This is a genomic window from Corynebacterium sp. USCH3 (assembly GCF_037619475.1).
Classification (GTDB): domain Bacteria; phylum Actinomycetota; class Actinomycetes; order Mycobacteriales; family Mycobacteriaceae; genus Corynebacterium.
In genome coordinates, this window is record NZ_JAQPZT010000003.1 from 136,921 (window position 1) to 156,039 (window position 19,119).

At 70.5% G+C, this 19,119-nt stretch carries 17 protein-coding genes; 8 read left to right on the plus strand and 9 right to left on the minus strand.

Annotated features, from left to right (window positions below):
• The first annotated feature begins 10 nt into the window (after positions 1 to 10).
• Positions 11 to 295, plus strand: coding sequence for a phosphopantetheine-binding protein (locus PQI66_RS06805; RefSeq protein WP_339996985.1), 285 nt, complete (start codon positions 11 to 13; stop codon positions 293 to 295).
• Positions 296 to 333: 38 nt separating this feature from the next.
• Here PQI66_RS06805 and PQI66_RS06810 read toward each other — a convergent pair whose 3' ends face one another.
• Both PQI66_RS06810 and PQI66_RS06815 read right to left on the minus strand, forming a co-directional pair.
• Complete coding sequence (locus PQI66_RS06810; RefSeq protein ID WP_339996986.1) at positions 334 to 2,019, minus strand: amino acid adenylation domain-containing protein; 1,686 nt, start codon at positions 2,017 to 2,019, stop codon at positions 334 to 336.
• Entirely contained in the window at positions 2,016 to 3,395 is a 1,380-nt protein-coding gene (locus PQI66_RS06815; RefSeq protein WP_339996987.1) for a SidA/IucD/PvdA family monooxygenase, read from the minus strand. The genes PQI66_RS06810 and PQI66_RS06815 overlap by 4 nt, the downstream gene beginning before the upstream one ends.
• Positions 3,396 to 3,540: 145 nt before the next feature.
• Here PQI66_RS06815 and PQI66_RS06820 point away from each other — a divergent pair, with 145 nt between their 5' ends.
• On the plus strand, positions 3,541 to 4,239 hold the full coding sequence (locus PQI66_RS06820; protein ID WP_339996988.1) for a GNAT family N-acetyltransferase: 699 nt from the start codon (positions 3,541 to 3,543) through the stop codon (positions 4,237 to 4,239).
• Here the strand turns inward: PQI66_RS06820 and PQI66_RS06825 are convergent.
• The 7 genes from PQI66_RS06825 to PQI66_RS06855 all read right to left on the minus strand — a co-directional run bounded on the left by PQI66_RS06825 (position 4,229) and on the right by PQI66_RS06855 (position 12,460).
• A complete protein-coding gene (locus PQI66_RS06825) occupies positions 4,229 to 5,551 on the minus strand; it encodes a hypothetical protein (RefSeq protein WP_339996989.1) in 1,323 nt (440 codons plus the stop codon). The two genes, PQI66_RS06820 and PQI66_RS06825, sit on opposite strands and share 11 nt — an antisense overlap.
• 10 nt (positions 5,552 to 5,561) lie before the next feature.
• Entirely contained in the window at positions 5,562 to 6,611 is a 1,050-nt protein-coding gene (locus tag PQI66_RS06830; RefSeq protein ID WP_339996991.1) for an acyl-CoA dehydrogenase family protein, read from the minus strand.
• 11 nt (positions 6,612 to 6,622) lie between these two features.
• Positions 6,623 to 7,726, minus strand: coding sequence for a dimethylsulfone monooxygenase SfnG (gene sfnG, locus PQI66_RS06835; RefSeq protein WP_339996993.1), 1,104 nt, complete (start codon positions 7,724 to 7,726; stop codon positions 6,623 to 6,625).
• 12 nt (positions 7,727 to 7,738) lie between these two features.
• Positions 7,739 to 8,251 carry a flavin reductase family protein gene (locus PQI66_RS06840; protein WP_339996995.1) on the minus strand — a complete coding sequence of 171 codons (513 nt, stop codon included), beginning with the start codon at positions 8,249 to 8,251 and terminating at the stop codon, positions 7,739 to 7,741.
• 110 nt (positions 8,252 to 8,361) lie between these two features.
• Complete coding sequence (locus PQI66_RS06845; protein WP_339996996.1) at positions 8,362 to 9,657, minus strand: acyl-CoA dehydrogenase family protein; 1,296 nt, start codon at positions 9,655 to 9,657, stop codon at positions 8,362 to 8,364.
• Positions 9,654 to 11,108, minus strand: a complete 1,455-nt coding sequence (locus PQI66_RS06850; protein WP_339996997.1) for an LLM class flavin-dependent oxidoreductase — start codon at positions 11,106 to 11,108, stop codon at positions 9,654 to 9,656. The genes PQI66_RS06845 and PQI66_RS06850 overlap by 4 nt, the downstream gene beginning before the upstream one ends.
• Positions 11,105 to 12,460 (minus strand): monooxygenase, encoded by a 1,356-nt coding sequence (locus tag PQI66_RS06855; protein WP_339996998.1) that lies wholly within the window; start codon positions 12,458 to 12,460, stop codon positions 11,105 to 11,107. The genes PQI66_RS06850 and PQI66_RS06855 overlap by 4 nt, the downstream gene beginning before the upstream one ends.
• Positions 12,461 to 12,749: 289 nt before the next feature.
• Between PQI66_RS06855 and PQI66_RS06860 the strand changes: the two genes are divergently transcribed.
• The 6 genes from PQI66_RS06860 (at position 12,750) to PQI66_RS06885 (ending at position 19,110) form a co-directional block, all read left to right on the plus strand.
• Positions 12,750 to 14,009 carry an MFS transporter gene (locus PQI66_RS06860; protein ID WP_339997653.1) on the plus strand — a complete coding sequence of 420 codons (1,260 nt, stop codon included), beginning with the start codon at positions 12,750 to 12,752 and terminating at the stop codon, positions 14,007 to 14,009.
• Between the two features lie 85 nt (positions 14,010 to 14,094).
• Complete coding sequence (locus PQI66_RS06865; RefSeq protein ID WP_339996999.1) at positions 14,095 to 15,309, plus strand: LLM class flavin-dependent oxidoreductase; 1,215 nt, start codon at positions 14,095 to 14,097, stop codon at positions 15,307 to 15,309.
• On the plus strand, positions 15,306 to 16,364 hold the full coding sequence (locus tag PQI66_RS06870; RefSeq protein WP_339997001.1) for an ABC transporter substrate-binding protein: 1,059 nt from the start codon (positions 15,306 to 15,308) through the stop codon (positions 16,362 to 16,364). The genes PQI66_RS06865 and PQI66_RS06870 overlap by 4 nt, the downstream gene beginning before the upstream one ends.
• A complete protein-coding gene (locus PQI66_RS06875; RefSeq protein ID WP_339997002.1) occupies positions 16,361 to 17,242 on the plus strand; it encodes an ABC transporter permease in 882 nt (293 codons plus the stop codon). The genes PQI66_RS06870 and PQI66_RS06875 overlap by 4 nt, the downstream gene beginning before the upstream one ends.
• On the plus strand, positions 17,221 to 17,931 hold the full coding sequence (locus tag PQI66_RS06880; protein ID WP_339997004.1) for an ABC transporter ATP-binding protein: 711 nt from the start codon (positions 17,221 to 17,223) through the stop codon (positions 17,929 to 17,931). Before PQI66_RS06875 ends, PQI66_RS06880 begins: the two co-directional genes overlap by 22 nt.
• 27 nt (positions 17,932 to 17,958) lie before the next feature.
• Positions 17,959 to 19,110, plus strand: coding sequence for a serine hydrolase domain-containing protein (locus PQI66_RS06885; RefSeq protein ID WP_339997006.1), 1,152 nt, complete (start codon positions 17,959 to 17,961; stop codon positions 19,108 to 19,110).
• The last annotated feature ends 9 nt before the right edge of the window (positions 19,111 to 19,119 follow it).

The window sequence follows — 19,119 nt, forward strand, 5'->3', positions numbered from 1 at the left end:
AAGGTGGAAGATGACGGACACGACGACGGACACGACGACGGGCGATCAGGGCGGGAACCGGGTGGAGGCGACGATGCAGCGGCTGCTCGGCAGGGTGGCGGAGCTGCTCAACATCGAGGTCTCCCAGATCGACACCGGCGAGGAGCTGATGGACCAGGGGCTGGACTCGGTCCGGCTCGTGGAGGTCGTGACCTTCCTGCGGAAGGAGGGGTTCGACGCCGACTTCGCCGACCTCGCCGAGGACAGTTCGGTGGACGCCTGGCGTGAACTGCTCGCCGACCAGGCCGCCGAATAGCTCCAGTCGACACCGGTAGACCCGGCAGAACCGCCCGTTCAGCCCTCGCTGCGGTGCGCTTTCAGTGCGGCGCGGTCGAGTTTCCCGTTGGGGCTGACCGGCAGTGCGTCGAGCACCGTGATCCGGGTGGGGACCATGTACTCGGGCACACCCGCGGCCAACTGAGCGGTGAGCGCCCCGACGTCGGGCTGCCCCCCGTCACCGACGACGAACGCGAGTAGGGTGTCGGCACCACCGTGGTTCACCGCGACGGCCGCTGCCTGGCGCACTCCGTCGAGTTCGCGGAGCCGGGACTCCACCTCACCGAGTTCCACGCGGTTGCCCCGGATCTTCACCTGGTCGCCGATCCGTCCCAGGAACTGCAGCATCCGTGTGCCGTCGACCTCCGTCCAGGAGACGACGTCACCGGTGCGGTACATCCGGCCGCCGTCGATATCCGGGCGAGGGGAGTCCACGAAGACCTCCGTGGTCAGCTCCGCCCGCCCGAAGTACCCGTTGCCGACCTGCGGGCCCGAGATGCACAGTTCGCCGGGCCGGGACCAGTCCGGTCCGGACGGGTCCACCTCGGTGCCGTCCTCGTCGATGACGTACACGCCCACGTTGTCCTCGGGCAGGCCCAGCAGACTCGCCCGGTCGTCGAAGTCCGCGGCGCCGACGAGGGCGTCGGTGTACTCCACCCAGGTGACGTCCATCGCCGTCTCGGTGGGACCGTAGAGGCCGTGGACGCGGCAGCCGATCCCCTCGCGGGCGCGTCGGACGACGTCGGCCGGCACGGCCTCGCCGCCGAGCAGGAGGTGGCGGATGTTCGACAGCGACGACAGCGGGGTGCCGAAGTCGTCGAGGACGTCGAGCAGGACGCGCATCAGCGACGGCACCATCGACAGGACCGTCACGTCGTGGCCGGCGATCAACTCCACCATCGAGTCGACGTCGCCGGGCCACCACTCCGGTCCCGGGATCACGACGGTGCCGCCGGTGGCCAATGGGCCGAGGAGTTCGGCGACGCCGACGTCGAAGCTCACCGGGGCCTTCTGCAGCATCCGGATCGTCCCGGCGTCCCCGAGTACCCGGCCCATCCACTGGAAGTGGGCGGTGACCCCGAGGTGGGTGTTCAGCGCCCCCTTCGGGGTGCCGGTCGTCCCCGAGGTGTAGATCAGGTAGCAGTCGTCGGCCGGGCCGGTCGGACGGGACCGGTCGTCGGGGCTGAAACCCGGGCCGTGGTCGGCCAGGAACGCCCGGCCCAGCGGGGAGTCGTCGGTGACGGTTCCGCCGACGACGCCCCCGTCAGCAGTCCCGTCCCCGTCGGCAGGCAGCGACGCGCCGCCGAGCGCGAAAGCTGCGGCGGGGGTGCAGTCCTCGAGGATGAAACCGACACGTTCGGCCGGGTAGGAGGCGTCCACGGGGACATAGACCGCTCCGGCGCGGAGGATGCCGACGGCCAGGACCGGCAGCCAGCCGCACCGGTGGGCGAGGACGACCACCCGGTCGCCGGTGCTGATGCCGTTGGCACGCAGGTAGCGCGCGACGGCGGAGGACCTGCGGTCCAGCTCGGCGTAGGTGAGCGTCCCCCCGTCGCCGACGACCGCGGGGCGCTCGCCTCCGCCGGTCACCGTACGGTGGAGCAGGGCGTCCACCGTGGGCGGCTCAATCGGGGCGGCAGGTCCGAAACGCAGGTCCCCCACAGAGCCGGTGAAGAAACGGGTGGTGGTGTCGGGAGCGGTCACAACGGGGTCCTTTCGGGACGGGAGGGGGATCGGCGCAGGTCGTCCGGGAGTGGGGCGGTGCCCGCGCCGAGGCCGGCGAGGATGCGGTCGGAGAGTTCGCCGAGGCAGCTGAGGTTCGCCATTCCGGGCCCCTGGGACATGCCGGCGAGAGTGGGGAGGAACAGGGTGGGGCCCATACCGGTCAGGGAGAGGTCGGCACCGATCCTGTCCTCGACGGTCGCGGCGGTCACTGCCCCGCCGCAGGCGCCGATGAGCCGGGCGACGACGCGGTCGTCCATCATGCGGGTGAACCAGAGCGGGGAGTTGCCGCGGGCGTCGACGACGAGGTCGACGAGTTCGGTGCGCCCGCCGACGTGCAGTTCGGCCAGCCCGTCGCGGTCATGGACGGCGGAGACGCGGCCGCGCAGGTGGCTGACGCGGTCCTCGGCCATGAGCTTCTCCTGGACCTGGGCGGAGAACACGCCGCGGTCGCAGCGGGTGATCACATCCCGACGGTCGGCGTCGTCCAGGTCGGCCCAGAGGCGGGGGTCGGTGTAGAGCTCGTTCTCGAAGGACCCCTCCGCCCGCGTGAAGATCGTGGGCGCGGGGGAGACCACCGCGATGTCGACGACGTCGTGGCCGATGAGCTCCTCGACGATGCTGGCGGCGGTCTCACCGCCGCCGATGACCGCCACCCGCGACGCCGGGGGCAGCTGTGCCGACGACACCGCCTGCCAGAACCCGGCGACCGAGTAGACGGTGGGCAGCGGGGCGATCCGACGGTCGGAACGTCCCGGCCCGGTGAGCATCAGGGCGTCGGCCTCCAGGCGCGAGGACGTCCCGTCGATCCGGTCCACCGACAGTGACCAGCCCTGTGACCGGCCCTGTGACCGGCCCTGTGCAGCACTGGCGGGCTCCCGGAGGCCGATGCGTGTCACCTGGCCGTTGACCAGTGTCATCCCGGACTTCTCGGCCGCCCAGCGCAGGTAGTCCGCCCACAGGTAGTGCCGGGGGTTGGGGTGGCCGTGGTCGACCCACCAGGCGTAGCGGTCGGTGTCGACGAGGAAGCTCGTCCAGCCGATGTCCAGGAGCGCCCGGTCGACCTCACGGTCCAGGTCCCCGGCGATGCGGGTGCGGTAGGGGAAGCCGATGTCCTTGGTGGGTGAGGTGCCCAGCTGGTGTCGTCCGTCGGTCCATCCGCCGCCCGACCGCCAGTTGCCGCCGATGCCCTGGTAGTCGACGACGGTGACCGTCGGGGCGGGGAGGCCCAGGCGGCGCAGGGCGTGGGCCTTGGCCTGCACGGCGACGGCCTTGGGACCGGCACCCAGGACGACCAGGGACGGGTGGGACGGGGCGGGGGGCTGTGCGGCGGGGCCCTGATGTGGCAGGTTCGACACTGTGAGGGGTGCTCCTGTGGTTGGGTGGCGGGTGCGCGAGCGACTGTTCACGAGGCAGGGTACTCTGTCATGGCGTCCCTTATCAAAGGATAGGTATTCCTAAGTATCACATCTGCTGGGTGACCAGCGGAGGAGCGGAGCTACTGTGACCGAGAACAACACCACCACCGTGGACCTGAGTGTCCTGCACCGGTTGCGCACCGACCTGCCGGACAGCGAATTCCTCGCCACGGCCCCCCGGATCCCCGAGGAGTACAGCCGGGGTGCGCACGGCATCACGCTGCGGATCGCCGACCCGGACCGGGACGCGGCAACCGTGGCGGACTGGATGGGTCGTCCCCACCTGGTGGACACCTGGGACCAGGCGTGGGACGCGTCGACCTGGGCCGCGGACTGGCGGGCGAAGCTGTCGACGACCTACGCCGTGCCGCTCATCCTGTCCTACGACGGGGGGTCGGGCAGGGAGGAGGTCGGCTACATGGAGATCTACCGTCCCCGGCGTGACGAGATCGGGACGGTGTACCGTTCCGAACCCCATGACCTGGGTTTCCATGTTGCTGTCGGTGAGCCCACGCTGACCGGCAAGGGGATCTTCGGGCCGTTCGTCGGCGACTTCGCCGCCGCTCTGCTGCAGTCGGACCCGGAGTGTCGGCTGGTGATCGCCGAGCCCGACGTGGGCAACCACCGGGTGCACCGGGTGATGAGTCGTGGTGGGGGAGTGGATGCGGGGCAGTGGCAGCAGCGCGCCGACCGGCGCGTGCGCCTGTTCTTCTGGCCGGGGGCCGGGGTGGACCCGGTGTCGCGGTTGTACGGTGAGCCGGAGGACGGCGACCTCAGCCGGTGACCCCTTGTCCGGTGATGAACCGGCCCGTGACGCCGCTGCCGACGCGTCCGGAGCGGCCCCCGGTGCTCTTCGGGTCCGTCACCCCGGGCAGGCGCACCAGGGTGCTGCCGCCGCGGTGCTCCTGCTGCAGGCGCCTGGCCACCTGGAATCCGTTGACTTCGGGCAGCTGTGTCAGGTCCACTGTGCGGTCGGCGTCGGTGGGGCGGGGGCCGAAGAGGTTGATCGAGGTCGCCTCCACCGGGTCGGTGGTGTCGGGGGCACCTGCCGTCACCCCGGCCTCGGTCAGTCGGGCCAGGACAGACAGGCTGATCAACGACTGCTCCAGGTGCGGCCACAGCAGTACCCCGTCGGCGCCACCGCGCTCGTCGACCACGGTCACCCGGGCCAACCGGCGGGTCCCCAGGATCACGTGGGGGACGCCGTCGACCGGGCGCACCGGACCTGAGACGGACAGCTTGGCGGCGCTGACCTCCACGGTGGCCGCAGGACGGGAGTCGGGCGCGACGCCCGCGTCCCGGCCACTGCGCAGGGAGTCGCGGACGTTTTCCAGCGCACGCTGCACCGCAGCGCCCCCGGTCAGCAGACCGGTCCCGGGAGCCTCCAGCCCGTCCGGGGCGGGCACGGGGTACTGACGGTCGAGTCGCCCGACGGTGCGTCCGACCCCGGGACTCAACGGCGACGTCCGGCCGCGGGCGCGGAGCGCCACCGGTGCCGCCGGAACCCCGGCGACCGCCCGGGCGAGCAGGACGGCGGTGGCCACGATCTCGTCGTGGCTCACCCCGAACTGGACGGGGAGCAGGTCCAGCAGGGCGTCGGCGTCACTGACGTCGAAGGTCTTGTAGGTCGACGGGCCCCCGCCGTCGAACGGGGCGGGAGGGTCCATCTCCGCCTGCGGGCCCCAGTCGCCGCCGGGTGCCACCGCATGCCCTCCCAACAGGGTTTCCGCGTCGGTGACCAGTGTCGACCAGGATTCGGCGTCGACGACCCCACGGTGGACGCACAGCAGCAGCCGGGTCTCCGAGAGTCGGCTGATCCGCCACACCCGCCCGTCCCCCGGGGTCAGGGAGGCGGCGAGGTCACCGGGGCCGGTGCGGTCGGCGGCGAGAATGTCCGACGGAGGATAGGGGACCTCGTCGGGGACGGTCACCGTACAGAGGTCGTCGGTCAGGGTGTGCACGGAACGCAGCGCTCCGTGGGCGTCCATCAACCCGGCGACGAGGAAGCGCAGGTCGGCGTCCTCGATCGGGTCGGTGGTGTCCAGCGTCGTCCAGAAGACGGCGGAGGACGGTACCGGGGGGACGCTGAATGTCATGTCCTGCAGGTTACAGCCGACGCCCTGGGACGGGGGCGTCGCCACTGAGCGCGGCGTGGCCGATCACCCTGAGTTTCTCACGGCGTCGGTCGTGGAGGGTGTGGGTGCGCAGGTCACGCCAGTGCCGTGCGAGTACCCGGCCGTGGTCGCCCGTCGCTCCACCGGTCCCCGTGAGCTCGAAGATCCGGGACGCCAGGTCCACGGTCAGGGCACCGGTCGTCGCCTTTGCCGCGGCGACATCCAGTGATGCGGTGGCGGCGGGGGCGGCACCCGCCCAGACCGCGTCGACCGACCGTCCCGCCTTCTCCAGGACGGCTTCGGCCGCAAACTGCTGTGCGATCAGTTCACCCGCCGCGTGTGCCGTGAGCGGGTCCGGGTCACGGGAGTACGCGACCTCCAGGGCGGCGTCCAGGGCGGCGCCGGCGACACCCACGTCAATGGCGGTGTGCAGCAGCTGGGCGAAGGCTCCGTACGCAGGAGGCACCAGGGACGGGGCCACGGACATGGACCGGATGTCGCCTGCGCGTACCTCGACGTCCTCGAGAATGACCGTGCCGGAGGTGGTGTACTCCTGCCCCAGGGCCGCCCAGTCGTCGACGACGGTCACCCCGGCGGTGTCCACCGGGAGGAAGACGACGAGGCTCTGGTCGTCCTCGTGCGGGTGCCGGGCGGTGACGGCGAGGACATCGGCGTAGCCGGAGCCGGTGCAGAAGACCTTCCGGCCGTTGAGGCGGTCGTTCTCGAGAACGACCGGTGCGCTCTCGGCCTGGGCGTTGGCGATGAGGGTGCCGCCGAGAAGGAGGTCGGCCCACCGTTGTTCGTCGTGCGGGTGGCTCCCGGTGAACAACCACCGGCTGAAGGTCATGTGACTCTGCGGGATCTGGCCCAGCGACCCGTCTCCGGACGCCAGGATGCGACATACCTCGGCGATGACCGAGGCGGGGAGTTCCGGCCCACCCAGCCGGGCCGGGACGGTGGCGGCCAGCAGGCCCGACGCTCTGAGCCGGCCGACCGCCTCGCGGACGGCCTCCGCGCGGCCCCACTCGTCGGGTCCGTTCACGGCAGAACCACTCATGACGTGGCGCGGAGCGCCTGTGCTGCGGTGCCGGCGCGGAGCGGCTGGATGATCTCCCGGCCGAAGCGCCCGACCTCCTCCTGGAAGTGGAGGTAACCGGTGAGGATGAGGTCCACGCCGATACGCCGCAACTCCTCGACACGTTCCTCGATCTGCTCCCGGGTGCCGATCAGCCCGGTACGGAACCCGTCGTTGTACTGGACGAGGTCCTCGACGGTGGAGTTGGCCCACATCCCCTGTCCGTCCGCGGTGGACTGCCCGGCCTGTTTCACCGACTGCCGGAAGCCCTCGACCGCGGACGTGCTGGCGTTGTCGATGATGTCGCGGAGCTTGTCGTGGGCCTGGTGTTCGGTGTCCTCGAGGATGACGAAGGCGTTGACCCCGATCTTCGTCTCCCGCCCCGCGGCGTCCGCATGGCGCCGGACGTTGTCGATCTGCCGGGCGAGTTCGTCGACCGGGGCACCGTTGATGAAGTACCAGTCGGCGTAGGTGCCGCCGTTGACCTGCGCGGCGGAGGAGTTCCCGCCCTGGAACAGTTCAGGGGCGACCCGGGGGCGGGGACTGATGGAGTAGTCGTGCAACCGGTAGAAGTCACCCTGGAAGTTCGCCGGGGACTCGGTGAAGACCGCACGCAGGACCTGCAGGAACTCGGCGGAGCGCCGGTAGCGTTCATCGTGTTCCAGCCAGGGTTCGCCGAACGTACGGAACTCGTCCTTCAGCCACCCGGAGACGACGTTGAGGGCGAAACGGCCACCGTGGATCTCGCTGGCGGTGGTCGCCAGGTTCGCCAGGACCGCCGGCTGCCAGAAACCCGGGTGGACCGCGGCGATGACTTTCAGGTGTTCCGTGGCCTCGAGCAGCGACAGGGAGAAACTGACCGACTCGTGCTGGGACTCCGCACCGTAGGACCCGAGGTAACGGACCTGGGTCAGCGCGTAGTCGAAGCCGACCTCCTCGGCGGTGCGTGCGAGGGTGCGGTTGTAGTCGATGCCCCAGTCGGTGCGTTGGTCGACCTCGGAGACGACCAGTCCGCCGGAGACGTTCGGCGTCCAGTAGGCGAACTGGAGGTCTCGGGGAGCGCGTGTGGTTGCGGTGGACATGTCAGACCTGCCTCAGAGCTCTCCGACGACGGTGACCTGGGACCCGTGGAAGACCAGGGGGGTCTCCGACGGGGCCTCCTCGTGCACCCGGTCGATCTGCAGGACGGCGGTGACGTGGTCACCGGTGTCGATGTCGTCGATGACGTGGCCGGTGAGGTGCACGGCGGCGTCGTCGACGAGGACGGCGCCACGGTCCGTCCGCCAGCCGACACTGTCGAACCGGGTCTCCACCGGGCCGGCGAGCTGGCGGACGTGCCCCTGGTGGGCGCGGGTGAGCACGGAGATCCCCAGGTGCTCGGCCGTACGGAGCAGCGGCCAGGTCCGTGAGCCTTTCTGGATGCTGACCGCGACCAGTGCGGGTTCCAGGGAGAGTCCCACATACGACCCGACGATCAGGCCGACGGGATGGCCGTCGATGACGGCGGCGACGGTCGTGATCGGGGTGGGGATGGACGCCCACGCGCTACGCAGGGCCGTCGGGGTCAGTGGGCCGGTGGCGGCGGCCGTGTGGGTCGGTGAGGTCATGGGGTGTGCTCCTGTGTGGTCGGGCCGGGCGGCGGGGTGGACAACCGGGGCAGTGCGTCTCCGGCACCACCGAGTAGACCATGCGGTCTATCCGGTGGGCCACCATTCCTCTAAGGGGTGAATGGAACCTCCGACGCCCCACGGACGCCGGCGCTCCAGGCGTAGGGGAGGGCCGATCCGTCCCCGGTGAGAGCGTATTTCCCGATGGCCTGCTGCTTGTAGACCGCCGGGTTGTGTTGTGCCAGCGTCCGGGCGTTGCGCCAGTGCCGGTCGAGGTTCAGCGCACCCGAGGACAGGGACGCACCGCCGGTCTCGAAGAGTTCGTTGACCGCGTCGAGGACCAGCGGGATGAGGGCCACCTGGGCCTCGGCTGCCGCGAGCTCGGCGGCGTCGACGTGCGCGTCCGCTCCGTCGGCGGCCCGTTCGAGGAGGTCCGCCACCGCCAGTGTGGTGGCCCGCGCTGCGAAGGCCGCGGCGTTGACCCGGCCCAGGACCGCCTGGACCAGCGGATCCTCACGGGGGAGATCGGCGGGAGCGTGGGAGTAGGTGCGCTCACGCCGGGCGACCTGGTCCCTGGCGTCGTCGGCCGCCCGCCGTACGATGCCCGACAGGGCCGCCAGGTGGAACAACTGCAGGAACGCCGTCTCCGGGGTCCGGCCGTCGGTGCCGTAGCCTCCGGCGGTGACGGCGTCACCGTCCACCGACACGTTGTCGAAGACCGTCGTGCCGGACCCGGTCACCCGTTGACCGAAGCCGTCCCAGTCGTCGATCTGGTGCACGCCCTCCGCGGTGACCGGGACGGTGACGGACACGCGTTCCCCGTCACGGTCAGCGGCGACGACGATGACGTCGGCGAAGAGACTGCCGGTGCTGTAGTACTTCGTCCCGTTGAGGACGTATCCGTCCGTGTCGGCCCCGTCGGTGCCGCGCCGGGTGAGTGTCGTCCGGTAGCGCTCGGCTGCCCCGACCCCGCGTTCGGAGATGGCGTTCCCGAACAGCGTTCCGTCGACGACGGCGTGGAGACCGGCCTCTGCCGCGTCAACGGTGGACGGGTTGGTGGACGGGTCGGCGGACGGCCCCGAGGGATCGACCGCCGTGAGGAGTCCTTCCACGGTGGAGAAGTGGACCCGCAGTGCCTGCGTGAGATTCGGGTCTGCGGCCGCCAGGTCGATGAGCAGTGAGAACGTCTGGCGCAGGCTCGCTCCGAATCCGCCGCGGTCGGTCGGGATCCGCAGGGTGCCGAAACCGGCCTGGCGCAGGAGCCCGACGGCTTCGGTGGGGAGCTCGCGACGGCTGTCACGCCCGGCGGCGTCCTCGGCGATGCGGGCGAAGACCGGGGCGAACACCTCCGTGAGTTGTCCGTCGGTGACGGCTGTCGTGCGGGGGACGGTGCGGGGGATGGTCATGTCCGTGCTCCTTCGGTGTCGGTGAGTCGTGCTCTGGCGGTGTGTGCCGGGTGGTTGTCGGGGACGCGGTCGCCGCGACCGAACAACCGGTGGCGGAGGGTCCCGGCGGTGTGGTCTGTGGGGTACTCGCCACGGGCCTGTAGGACGGGCACGACATGGTCGATGACGTCGCGGAACGTCCCCGGGGTGACGGCGTAGGCGAGGTTGAACCCGTCGATCCCGGTGACGTCGACCCAGTGCTCCAGTTGATCGGCGACGCTGTCGCCGGAGCCGACGAGCACTGGGCCGAGACCTCCGATGCCGCCGAACTCCGCCAGTTCGCGCACGGTCCACGCGGCACCGTCCTCCCCGGCGGCGGTCTGGAACGCAGCCACGGCGGACTGGATCGCGTTGGACCTGATGCCGGTGACCGGGTCGTCCAGGTCGAACCCGGAGAAGTCCACCCCCATCCATCCGGACATGAGGGTCAACGAGCCTTCCAGGTCGACGTAGGAGCGGTAGTCCTCGGCCTTCGCCCGCGCCCTGTCGTCGGTGCTGTCGGTGATCACGGTGAGCAGGGCGTAGATCACCACGTCGTCGCGGGTACGCCCGGCGTCGTGCAGTTTCCGCGTCAGTGTCTCCACGACCCCGGCGAGTTTCTGCGGTGTCGGCGCGGCGACGAACACGGATTCGGCGTGGGCGGCGGCGAAGGTACTTCCACGCTCGGACGCCCCGGCCTGGAAGATCACCGGTGTGCGCTGGGGAGACGGCGCGGACACGTGGATGCCCGGCACCGTGTAACGGTCACCGCGGTGACCGATCGGACGGACCTTTCCCGGGTCGGCGTAGACACCGCTGTCGACGTCGGCGCGGACGGCGTCGTCCTCCCACGAGGCTTCCCACAGTTTGTAGAGGACCTCCAGGTACTCGTCGGCGTGGTCGTAGCGGGCGTCGTGGTCGAAGGTGTCGAGTTGTCCGCGCGACTGCGTGTTCTCCGCGGCGGAGGGAAGGTACCCGGTCACCACGTTCCACCCCAGCCGACCGCCGGTGAGATGGTCGAGCGTGGTGACACGGCGGGCGAACGGGACGGGGTGTTCGAAGGCGGTGCCTGTGGTCAGGCCGAACCCGAGATGCTCGGTGACGGTGGCCATCGCGCTGACCAGCGGGAGGGGGTCGGCGACGGGGACCTGTGCCCCGGACCGCACCGCGGCGTCCGGTGAGGCGCCGTACAGGTCGTAGACGCCGAGGACGTCGGCCAGGAAGATGCCGTCGAACAGTCCGTCCTCCAGTGTCCTCGCCAGGTCGGTCCAGTAGCCGAGGTCGTTGTAGCGGTGAGACTGGTCGTCGGGGTGCCGCCAGAGCCCGGGGGACTGGTGCACCACGCAGCTCATGTCGAAGGCGTTGAACCGGATGCGGCGTCGCGGCGTCTCCGCCGGCTCGTCCGGGTCAGGGGAGTTCTTCAGGGTGCTCATGCCGCGGCCTCCCGGAAGGAGGCGACGAAGCCCCGCACGTCGGCGGCGGTGCGCAGCACCAGGGCGGGGGAGGGGTCGGAGAACAGGCTGAACAGGGCGCTGGCGGCCGCGGGGTCGGTCGCGGCGGAAGCGAAGAACTCCTGCGTGACCTCGGCGAACAGCGGGTCCCCGAGGAACAGGGACGTCACCTCGACGCCGGCGTCGGCGTGCTCCCGCCAGTGACGGTCGAAGAGCTCGGTGAGCAGCTCCTCGTCCCAGTCCCGCCCCTCGTCGAGGGCGGTACGTAGTCCGTCGCGCAGTCCGGCCACCTGGTAGGTGGCGAGCTGGGCCCCCTGCCCGGCGATCGGGTCGACGGCGACGGCGGTGTCGCCCAGAGCTGCGAGGAGGTGTCCACCCGCCGTGCGGGCGGTCGGCCGGTGGACACGGGGAGTCACCGCGCCCTTGAGCCAGGAGTGCGGGTCGGTGTCGATGGGGCGCAACCGGTCGATGTCACCGGCGACGTCCGGGAACTCGCGGTGATGCAGGGCCTGCAGCACGTCGAGGGCGGTCCGGGCGTCGGTCGCGGAACGGAACGCCTCCTCGGTGGCGGTCCCCGGCCGGGCCCACGCCAGGATCACCCAGGTGTCGTCAGTGTCCTTGTGCAGGTGGCGTCCGACGAAGATCTCGCCGTCCTCGTGCAGGGACAGCAGTCCACCGGGGACGGTGCTGCCGCGACCGCGGAAGACATGGTCGACGGGGAGTCCGTGGGCGGTGACGGTGAGCAGGTAACGCTGCGCGGAGTCGTAGGGGGTGCGGTCAGGGTCCGTCTCGAAGAGGGTGGCCAGGCCGGCCTTCCCTGTGGCGACAACGGTGACGTCGTGTTCGGCGGCGATGGCGTCCAGGGACGCGGGCGTGACTTCGCCGACGATGAAACGGCTGGTGGCAGGGGCGGTGGCGGGGTTCTTGTCGAGGAACTCCCCGAGACGGTCGTCGGTACGCAGACGTGGGTCGACCGACTGGGCCTCGTAGCTGAACCGTGCGGTGAACGAGGCTTCCGGCGGAGTTCCCGCGATGCCCACCGAGCTCGCGGTGAACTGGGCTGTCGGTGTCCCGGCGTAACGGTCGTCGGTGATCGTGCGGTCGGGCACCCGGGAGTTGCCGAAGAGAATCGCGGTACCGGTCGCGGGGAGACCGTCGCGGAGCTCGGCACGGGACCGGTCGCTGTAGAGGTCGACCTGCCAGCCCTCGTTCCGGAACGCCAGCGCGGCGTTGACTCCGGTGAGGCCGGCGCCGACGACGGCGACGGAGGGAGGCGGCGTGGAGGGGTCGGGGACGGTGGATTGTCGGGTGGTGGATTGTCGAGTGTCAGTCATGCCCCGGGATCGTAGGAAGCCCGGCGGCGGTGCGACACCGTTCGTCACGGGCCGTGGCGAACCCTTGACCGTGGCCGCCGACGGAGGGTACCGCGCGACGCGCGCGTGCCGGCAGCCGCCGTCCCGGGGTCGCCCGGAGTTTCCGGGCGCGCCGGTGGGGAGTAGGTTTGCAGGGGTTCTGACGACGAGACGATCCAGGAGGACGGTAACGGTGGCCGACGGTAGCCAGGTGAACAGCCGGAAGGCACGGCAGGGGCGCACGGGTGGCAGCGTGCCGGGCGGCCCCGTGATCCCGCTGACACTGGCGTTCATCGCCGTGGCGGTCGCCGCGGTGAACCTGCGTGCCGGCATCGCCTCGCTCGGCCCGGTCCTCTCCGACGTCCTCGACGCCTTCGGCACCTCCAGTTCCTACGCCGGACTGATCACCGCCCTGCCGGGCGTGCTCTTCGGCGTCATGGGCCTGTGCGCCGTGCCCCTGGCCCGTCGTCTGGGGTTGAGCCGCACGATCGTCGTCGGCATGGTGGTCTCTCTGCTCGGCCTCGTCGTGCGGCCGTGGGTCGGGTCGATGGCGGTGTTCATCGTGCTCACCGGCCTCGTCGTGGCCGGCATCGCCCTGGGCAACGTGCTGATCCCGGCGTGGGCGAAGAACTACGGGGGACGTCGCACGGTGGCGCTGATGACGGTCTACAGTGCCCTGCTCGGTGTCTCGGGCGCGGTGGGGCCACTGTCTGACCTGTGGTTCGACGGTGCCGACTCCTGGAAGTGGGCGCTGTTCGTCTGGGCCTTCCTCTGCCTGGCACAGGTCCTGGTCTGGGTGGTCGTGGCCGTCCGCACCGGCTCGGACTTCCCCGGAGCGACGGCGGGGAAGGGCAGGGGGGACACCATCCCGTCGGCGCTGCCCCAGCCGACGCCGGAGGAGGTCGAGAAGTTGACCCGGACGTCGCTGTGGCGGTCGCCGACGGCGGTGTTCCTCACGTTGTTCTTCGGGGTCCAGGCGATGAACGCCTACCTGCAGATGGGCTGGCTGCCGCAGATCTACGTGGACTCCGGTGTCTCCCGCGACGTCGGCAGCGTGGCCTTGGCGATGATCGGTGCCTTCAACATCCTCGGTGGCATCGTCATGCCCACCGTCATCGACCGTGCCCGCAGTCTCGCCCCGTTCCCGCTGCTGTTCGCGCTGTTCACCGCCGGCGGTTACCTGGGGGTCCTGCTCGCGCCGACGGCGGCACCGCTGTTGTGGGCCGCCCTGCTCGGCCTCGGCGGGTTCTGCTTCCCGACGGCGATCGCGCTGATCACCGCCCGCAGCAGGTCGTCCCTGGTCACCGCGCGGCTGTCCGGGTTCGTGCAGCCGATGGGGTACTTCATCGCCGGGATCGGTCCCTTCGTCATCGGCCTGGTGCACGGGCACACCGGTGACTGGACCGGCATCCTCGTGGCGCTGGTGGTGATCGCGGTGATCATGGGGGCGCTCGGTGTGCGCGCCGGGAAGAACACCCTCATCGACGACGAACTGCTCGCCCCGCACTGGCGCGAGCACACCGGGCACTGAGACCGCCTCCTCGGCGCCGTCCGGTTTTCGTTCACCGGGAGCGGAAGGGTGGGGTGAAAAGTAGACAGAGTGGTTCACTCATGCCATGCCGACACATGATGAACCTCCTCAGACACCCGACCGCCCCGAACTGACCTTCCACTGGTACCTGCCGCCCTTCGTTGACTCACGCTACGTCGTCGGTGGCGGTCCCGGCGGACGGGTCGCCGCCCACGGCCGCGACGGACTCGCCGACCGTGCCGTGGACGCCAGGTACCTCACCCAGCTCGCCCTGGCCGCGGAACAGAACGGTTTCGACAGCGTGTTGATCCCGGTCGGGCTGTGGTGTGAGGACCCCTGGGTGATCGCCACCAGCCTGCTCGGCGTCACGGAACGGTTGAAGTTCCTGGTGGCGGTCCGTCCCGGCCTGGCCACCGCCCTGAAAGAGGCGCAGTCCGCCGCCACCTTCCAGCGGCTGTCCGGAAACCGGCTGCTCATCAACCTGGTCACCGGCGGGGAACCGGCCCAGCAACGCGCCACCGGTGACCGCGTGCCCAAAGCCGAGCGCTATGAGCGCACCGCCGAGTACCTCGACGTGTGGACGCAGCTCTGGACCAGCCCCGAACCGGTCGACTACGCCGGACGGCACGTCGACGTCCGTGGTGCCAGACTTCCGGTCCGTCCGGAGGCCGTGCCACCGGTGTACTTCTCCGGATCCTCCCCGGAGGCGGTGCGGGTCGCCGCCGACCACGCGGACACCTACCTCACCTGGGGTGAACGCCCCAGTGAGGTCGGGAAGAAACTCCGTGAGCTGCCCCGTGCCCGGGGCGGACTCCGGGTGCACGTCATCGCCCGCGAGACCTCGGACCAGGCGTGGGACGCCGCAGCCCGACTGCTGACCCATGTCACCGAAGCCGATGTCCGGGCCGCCCAGGAGGCGATCGCCTCCTCGGAGTCGGAGAGCCAACGGCGCATCGCCGAACTCCACGGACGTGGATCGGCCTTCCACCGGGGAGACGACGTCCGTGCCCTGCAGATCCACCCGGGTCTGTGGACCGGTGTCGGCCTCGTCCGGGGTGGAGCCGGAACCGCGCTGGTGGGTTCCTACGACGAGGTCGCCGACCTCATCGCCGAGTACCAGCGTGAGGGGGTCACCGAGTTCGTCCTGTCCGGGTACCCGCACCTGGAGGAGACCTACCACGTCGGGGAAGGGGTCATCCCCGCGCTCCGTCGCCGCGGCTACCCGGTCACCCACCACGGCGGACCGGTGACCTCCGAGCCGGCCCCGCAGCCGCAGAGGCAGGAGGTGAAGAGCGCATGAGAATCGTCCGGAAGAACACGCGGTCCGGGACGGTCACGCTCGTCGCACTGACCTCGCTCACGGCACTGGGCGTCAGCGGATGCAACGCGGTCGGCTCCGGTGCCGGACAGGACGCCGGCTACGACGAGACCGCCGTGATCTCCGACGCGGTGGACGAGGACACCGTCCTGCGGATCGGCGACCCCCGCACCCAGGTCGCGCTGGAGGCGTCCGGTCTGATCGACGAGCTGGACTTCACCCCGGAATGGGCGAACATCGACGGCGGACCGAAAACGTTGGAGGCGTTCCGGGCCGACGCCCTCGACGTCGGTGCCGTCGCCGATATCCCACCCCTGTTCGCCACGTGGACCAATGAGCCGGTGCGTATCGTCTCGGCGCGCCGCACCGTCGACCCACTGGAGCACCCGACCTACGAGTTGGGCGTCGCGCCGGGCGCAGAGGTCCGCGAGCTGGCCGACCTGAAGGGCAAACGTATCGCCTACAGCCCCGGACAGGCCCAGGGCGCACTGGTGCTGCGCGTCCTCGAGGAAGCCGGGCTGTCCCGGGACGACGTCGACCTGGTGGAGCTGCAGAGCACCGACGACACTTTCGTCAACGTCATCGCCAAGGGAGAGGTGGACGTCGCCCCGCTCGGCATCGAACAGGCACGCTCCTACCTGGCGAAGTACGGGCGGGACGGGGCGTCCACCATCGCCCCGGGTGTGCCCGACGACCCCTGGCACCTGTACGTGCCGACGAGCACCCTGCAGGACGACAGGAAGACCGCCGCGCTCAAGCAGTACGTCGAGGTGTGGAACAAACTCAACCTGTGGATCAACGACCACCGCGAGGAGTACGCGGACCTCTACCTCGTCGACCACCAGGGCCTGGCGGAGGAGGACGCCCGGTACGTCGTCGAGCGGCAGGGGGACTTCGCCGTCCCGGAGAACTGGGACGACCTGATCAGCGACCACCAGGCGACCGCCGACCTGCTGTCGCGGGAACAGGACCATCCGGAGATCGAGGTCGCCGACCTCTATGACCGACGTTTCGAACCCGAGGAGCTGGCGGCATGACCACCACACTGGAACACACCACCGACACGACCGGAACACCACGTCCCGCGTCGTCCACAGCCCGGTCGGCCCCGGAGGCGACGCAGACGGACATTCGTCCACGGCGCCGCACCTACGGGCCCGGCGGACACCTGACGGCAGGCCGTGGCCTCGGAGTCCTGGTTCTTCTCCTGGCCTGGGTGGCCGGCTCGGCGACGGGACTGATCGATCCGCGGGTCCTGGCGTCACCCTGGCAGGTCGTCGTGGCCGCCGCCGACCTCGTGGAGTCGGGACGGCTGCAGGAGTCCCTGCTGGCCTCGCTGACCCGTGCGGGCGTCGGCACCGCCCTGGGGATCGTCGCCGGCGTCCTCCTCGCCACCGTGGCGGGGCTGTCCCGGTGGGGTGAGTCGTTGATCGACGGGCCGGTGCAGGTCAAACGGTCCATCCCGACACTGGCGCTGATGCCGCTGCTGATCCTGTGGTTCGGTATCGGTGAGGAGATGAAGATCACCACCATCGCACTGGCCACGGTGATCCCGGTGTACATGAACACCTTCGACGGTCTGCGGTCGATCGACCGGAGGTTCGTGGAACTCGCCAGCACCCTGGAGGTCGGGCGCCTGGAGTTCCTGCGTCGGGTGATCCTCCCCGGGGCGATGCCCGGCGTGATCCTCGGACTGCGCTACGGGGTCACCGCCGGCCTCCTGGCGCTGGTCGTCGTGGAACAGGTGAACACCACCTCGGGCCTGGGCTACATGATCACCCTGGCGTCCAACTACGGGCAGACGGAGATCATCGTCGTCGGCCTGGTCACCTACGCGGTACTCGGCGTCACCGCCGATGCCGTCCTGCGCGCGGTCGGACGGAGGGCCCTGTCATGGCGACGCACGATCAGCTGAACACAGGCACCGTCAGTGTGCGCGACCTCCACCGGTCCTTCGACGGGACCACCGACATCCTCGCCGGCGTCGACCTGGACATCCGACCCGGGGAGTTCGTCGCACTGCTGGGCCGCAGCGGGTCCGGCAAGTCGACGTTGCTGCGGGCACTCGCCGGACTGGACGGCGACGTCGCAGGCCGCGGCGTGGTCGAGGTGCCCGACCGGGTGTCGGTCGTCTTCCAGGACTCCCGGCTCGTGCCGTGGCTCCGCATCGCCGACAACGTCTCCTTCGGGCTCCCCTCCGGTGCGGCGACGAGGGCCAGGGGGCGTGACGCGCTGGCGGAGGTCGGTCTGACCGGGCGCGAGCGCGCCTGGCCGGTCGAGCTCTCCGGTGGTGAGCAGCAGCGTGCGGCCCTGGCCCGGGCCCTGGTCAGGGAACCGGAACTGCTGTTGGCCGATGAACCCTTCGGTGCGCTGGACGCCCTGACCAAGATCCGGATGCACGGGCTGCTGCGGGACCTGGTCGCCCAACACCGGCCGTCGGTGCTGATGATCACCCACGACGTCGACGAGGCGCTCGCCCTCGCCGACCGCGTGGTCGTCCTGACGGACGGACGGCTGAGCTGTCAGCACGTCACCGCCGGTCAGGACGTCGACGACCTGAGGAGGCGTCTGCTCGGGGAACTCGGCGTGGAGGTCGTGGCGTAGGCACGCCGGACGTGCCACACTTCGGTGATGACCGACTCCACTATTCTTGACGCCCTTGCGGCGCTCCTGCGCGACCGGGTCCGCGACGGACGGCTGCCCGGCGCCGTCGTCGCACACCACCGCGGTGGGGGCCGGACCGACACCGTGGCCGTCGGGGTACAGGACCTGGAGTCAGGCACACCGACGGCGCCGGACTCCCTGTTCTTCTGGGACTCGTTGAGCAAACCGGTCACCGCGGCCGTGGCACTGACACTCGTCGCCGACGGCAGTATCACTCTGGACACCCCCGTGTCCCGGTGGCTGCCCGAACTCGACCGGCCCTCCGTCCTGCGCGACCCGTCCGGCGCGCTGGACGATGCAGCCAACCTCGTGCCGTGCAACCGCGCGGTCACGGTCGAGGACCTGCTGACACTGCGGGGCGGGCTGGGGTTCACCCCGGACTTCGACTCGCCGTTCTGCCGGAGGCTGTTCTCGTCCCTGCAGGAGGAGACCCTGGGGCGGTCGGTGAGCCGGGACGGGTATCTCGCGGCCGCCGCCGCGCTGCCGCTGGCGCATCAGCCGGGACACGGGTGGACGTACAACTCGGGCAGCACCCTGCTCGGTCTGCTGTGCGAACGTGTGACGGACACGCCGCTCGACCAGCTGACGCAGGACCGGCTGTTCGCCCCGCTCGGCATCGGTGACACCACGTGGTGGGTGGACCGTGGTCGGCGGGGACGCTTCGCCGCGCGTTACGTCGACGGGGCAGACGGGGTACAGCTGGTCGACCCCCCTGACGGTGTCTACGCGGCACCCCCGTCGTTCCCCGATGCTGCCGGTGCCCTCGTCGGTCCCGTGGGCGACTGGGTCACCTTCGCCCGCCTGCTGCTCGGCGGTGGGACGGTGGACGGTGTCGGGGTGCTGCCTGCCGAACTCGTCACCGCGATGATGACCGACCACGCCACCGCGGCGGACCGGGCGATGGCGGGGTTCTTCCTCGCCGACGGTGAAGGCTGGGGCTACGGCGGCAGTGTGCGTCCCGACGGGACCTACGGCTGGGCCGGTGCCGCCGGAACCTGGGCACGGGTCAATCCGAGGACCGACGAAGCCGTCGTCGTGTTCACCCAGCTGGCGTTGCACGGCCCCGAGGGTGGCGGACTTTTCGACGAGGTCGAGCGGGTCGTCGCCGCGGCGTGGTGACGAGGCTAC